4 protein-coding genes are annotated in these 3,540 nt (G+C 38.1%); 2 read left to right on the top strand and 2 right to left on the bottom strand.

All coding sequences use genetic code 11. The features are described from left to right. Together DSM106972_RS50825 and DSM106972_RS50820 are read right to left on the bottom strand one after the other, a co-directional pair. Positions 1-366: pentapeptide repeat-containing protein (locus DSM106972_RS50825; protein WP_148129299.1), on the bottom strand; the 366-nt coding region annotated here is incomplete at its 3' end. A gap of 151 nt (positions 367-517) precedes the next feature. Further along, a complete protein-coding gene (locus DSM106972_RS50820; RefSeq protein ID WP_127087834.1) occupies positions 518-1,414 on the bottom strand; it encodes a tyrosine-type recombinase/integrase in 897 nt (298 codons plus the stop codon). Positions 1,415-1,498: 84 nt separating this feature from the next. On the opposite strand from DSM106972_RS50820, the gene DSM106972_RS50815 reads away from it, so the two are divergent. Together DSM106972_RS50815 and DSM106972_RS50810 are read left to right on the top strand one after the other, a co-directional pair. Then, positions 1,499-1,951, top strand: a complete 453-nt coding sequence (locus DSM106972_RS50815) for a double zinc ribbon domain-containing protein (protein WP_127087833.1) — start codon at positions 1,499-1,501, stop codon at positions 1,949-1,951. Positions 1,952-1,997: 46 nt separating this feature from the next. Next, on the top strand, positions 1,998-3,540 hold a 1,543-nt coding region (locus tag DSM106972_RS50810), incomplete at its 3' end, for a DUF4158 domain-containing protein (protein ID WP_148129298.1).

The raw sequence follows: 3,540 nt of genomic DNA, 5'->3' as shown, positions 1-3,540 counted from the left end.
GTTAAATTTAGCTTCATAGAGATTTGACCCCCGAAAACAAACACCTTCAGTCAAATAAGACTTACTAAAGTTAGCCCCTTGTAAATCTGCATCCCAAAAACCTATTTGAAAAAGTCTCGTTTTGCTCAGGTTAGCCCTACTTAAGTTAGCTCCTTTAAAAGATTTTTTAAACAAGGTCAGATTGCTCAAGTTAGCTTTGCTCAAATTGACTCCTTCAAAAGCAATACTGTCAAGAACAGCTTTTCTGAGATTGATACCACTTAAATCTATACCACTCAAATCTCTAGAAAATCTGTTTTTAAGATTAGCCCCAGCAAAATCTCTTTCTCCCAACTCGTACCTTTGCAATAACTCTTCAATATCCATTTCTAGGTTATTAGTACAAAAAAATTACATACATTTTTAGATTTCACTCACTTTCTTGGTGAAGAGAAACATCAATTCTATGGAATCGTGTTTACACAAGTGCGCTATCAAAGCATAACAGTCTAAACTTTTTAGATTTTACAGTATTTATTTACTGCCCGTAAATTGGGATTTGATTAAAAGCTTGCTGTGCGACTTCCTCCGCGCGTCGAGAAGTTACTTTGGAGTAGCGTAGAGTCATTTGAATGTCCTCATGACCCATAAGCGCACGTAGTTCATCAATACTAACAAGACCGACTCTTTCGGTTCCAAAGAAGTGTCTGAGTTGATGAAAGCAAACACCCGACAATTCTGGAATATCATCAATTAGCTTAACCAAAGATTTATAAGCTGCTGCATAAGACAATCGAGAAACTTTATTAGTAAATTGTTGTTGAGCGGTAAATAATGCGCTTATGTTTTGGTGTCTATAATATTTTAAGTAATTATTTAGACTAACCGAAGTATGTTCACTGTAAAAACACCATCGTTTTTTATTTCGTTTTCCAATCACCTGAAACTTACGATTGACAGTATCTATATCTTTTAAATCCAAGGCTAATATTTCCGCTATCCTTGCTCCACTGCTATGTAGCAAATGCACCAATGCATCTAACCGTACATCTTGTTTAACAGCTTGATATAAAAGATTTAATTGTACTGGTGTTAAATAACGCACTTCTTCATCACTATCATGCTCACCTAAATTAATATCTGGTTTGCGCCGTTTGAGTCGAAAAATTGGATTTGATTTAATATAACCCTGCTCAACAGCGAAGTTAAACAGTGCGTTAATTACTGCCTGATGCTTATGATGAGTAGTAAATTTTACCGACTTTATTGCATTTAAATATTCAACTAGTATTTCTCGGTCAACAATTTCAACCGACCAACGTCCATACTGTTTAAGTAAAGGTATAAAAATTGATTCATAGGTACGGATAGTTGAGCTTGCTAATTCTTGACGCTCTAAATACTTAGTCACTAACGTTGCTAAAGTCATACTCATTTTAAATATTTCTCATGTAAGTACTTGATTTTTTTGCACAAATATTAAATTAATATTATTTGTGCTAAAAATCACAATAATTTTATGAATGTTTCCATCGCGGATGCGGCGCCTGCCCCATCTGAACCATTGGGACGGTACATCCAGAGGGTTCGAGATTCTTTATCTTTAACTCAGGTGGAGTTAAGCGCAAAGGCTGGTATACATGTCCAAACCATCCGTAAAATCGAAGCTGGTGGAACATCCAGACTCAGCCACAAAGGAAAATCAGGATTAGCAGCCGCACTTGGTATTCCCCAGGAGTATCTCGACGCAGTAGTTAAACAAACACCTTTAGAGACAGTAACTGCACTGAAGTTTTGTCCCAAGTGCTGGACACCAGGGACGACACTTGACCCAATGTGGACATCTTTACGTTCAAAATATTGTTTTGCTTGTGGTACAACTTTACGTGACCGATGTGGAAGTTGCAATGAACGCATCATGTCGCTGAAATATAGATTCTGTCCATATTGTGGCGAATCTTATAAAAACTAAAGCGTTGTTTACGTTCTAAAAAATTGAATACCGACGGAGAAATTAATTGAAAAGACAATGGGACGCAACTGAGCTTGTAGAGCATTTCACCCTAATACCCGAAGAGGTGGCACTACTTGAAAATAAAAGTGAAGAGAATCGTTTGGGGTTTGCGGTTTTGCTCAAGTTCTTTCAGATGGAAGCTAAGTTTCCGCGTACCAGACAAGAAGTCCCAAAACTCGTTGTTGCTTATATTGCAAGTCTTTTAGGTTTGTCACCAAGACTTTATAAACAGTATGAATGGGAGGGGAGGACTTTTGAAAGGCATAGAGCAGAAATTAGAGAATTTTTTGGATTTCGGGAATTTACAGTACTAGATGGAGAAGAATTAAAAGCTTGGCTGTGCGAGAAAGTATTGACCTATGAACGTCAACAATCTCACTTAGAAAGCGCTTCTTATAAACGCTTACGCGAACTGAAGTTAGAACCACCAACTCCAGAACGACTTGAACGATTAATTCGGTCTGCGGTAACAACAACTGAGAAGAAATTCTGTACGAATATTCTTGGGCAGCTTTCTCTATTCTCGTTAAGGAAAATGGATGCACTTCTTGATACTAAAGATGGGTTTGATGATGACGAGAGCCACTTTCGCCAATCAGTATTTAACTTTCTCAAATCTGACCCAGGACGTACTAGTCTTCAAAGTATTTTCAAAGAAATATCCAAACTTCAATGTATTCGAGACTTACAATTACCGTTGAACTTATTTGATTTAGTTCCTCCGAAGATTGTTAACCACTATCGTCGGCGAGCTTCTGCGGAAACACCTCGTGAACTACGCCGCCATCCTGTCTCAATTCGTTACACACTGGTAGCTGCATTTTGTTGGCAACGTAGCCAAGAAATAACAGATAGCTTGGTTGAATTATTAGTGCAAATTATACATGGTATTAATGCCCGTGCCGAACGCCGTGTGGACAAAGAGCTTTTGGAAGAATTTAAACGGGTTGATAACAAACCCCGCTTGCTATTTGAAATTGCTAACGCCTCATTAGAGCATCCTGAAGAATTGGTAAAAGATGTAGTTTTCCCCGTAGTTAGCGAGACAATGCTAAAAGCTGTGGTTAAAGAGTACAAATCCAGTTCTTCTCAATACACGCAACGAGTGTATACAGTTATGCGCTCATCATACTTAAATCATTACCGCCGCATGGTTCCACAACTCCTTGAAACGTTGGAGTTTTGCTCAAATAATGATGTTCACCGTCCCGTAATTTCAGCATTGTCATTACTCAAAAGATACCGGGACAGCAACCAACGGTATTATGCTTTGGGAGAAGAACTAATTATCGATGGTGTTCTCAAAAACGACTGGAAAGAATTAATCGTTGAAGTTGATAAGGATGGGCAGGAACGAATTAACAGGGTTAATTATGAAATCTGCGTCCTTACAGCATTACGAGAGAAGTTGAGAAGTAAGGAAATTTGGGTTGTTGGAGCAAAACGTTATTGCAACCCAGAATCTGATTTACCCCAAGATTTTGAAATACATCGACAAGATTATTACCAAGCTCTTGGGCAACCAATAGAAGCAGAAGCATTTATTG

It is taken from the genome of Dulcicalothrix desertica PCC 7102 (assembly GCF_003991905.1).
In the GTDB taxonomy this organism is placed as follows: Bacteria; Cyanobacteriota; Cyanobacteriia; order Cyanobacteriales; family Nostocaceae; genus Dulcicalothrix; species Dulcicalothrix desertica.
The sequence above is the reverse complement of the archived record's forward strand: the minus strand, read 5'-3'. Positions and strand labels throughout refer to the sequence as shown.

Coding starts and splice junctions, on each gene's coding strand:
- DSM106972_RS50820 (WP_127087834.1), bottom strand. CDS start 1,414: ATGAGTATGACTTTAGCAACGTTAGTGACTAAGTATTTAGAGCGTCAA.
- DSM106972_RS50815 (WP_127087833.1), top strand. CDS start 1,499: ATGAATGTTTCCATCGCGGATGCGGCGCCTGCCCCATCTGAACCATTG.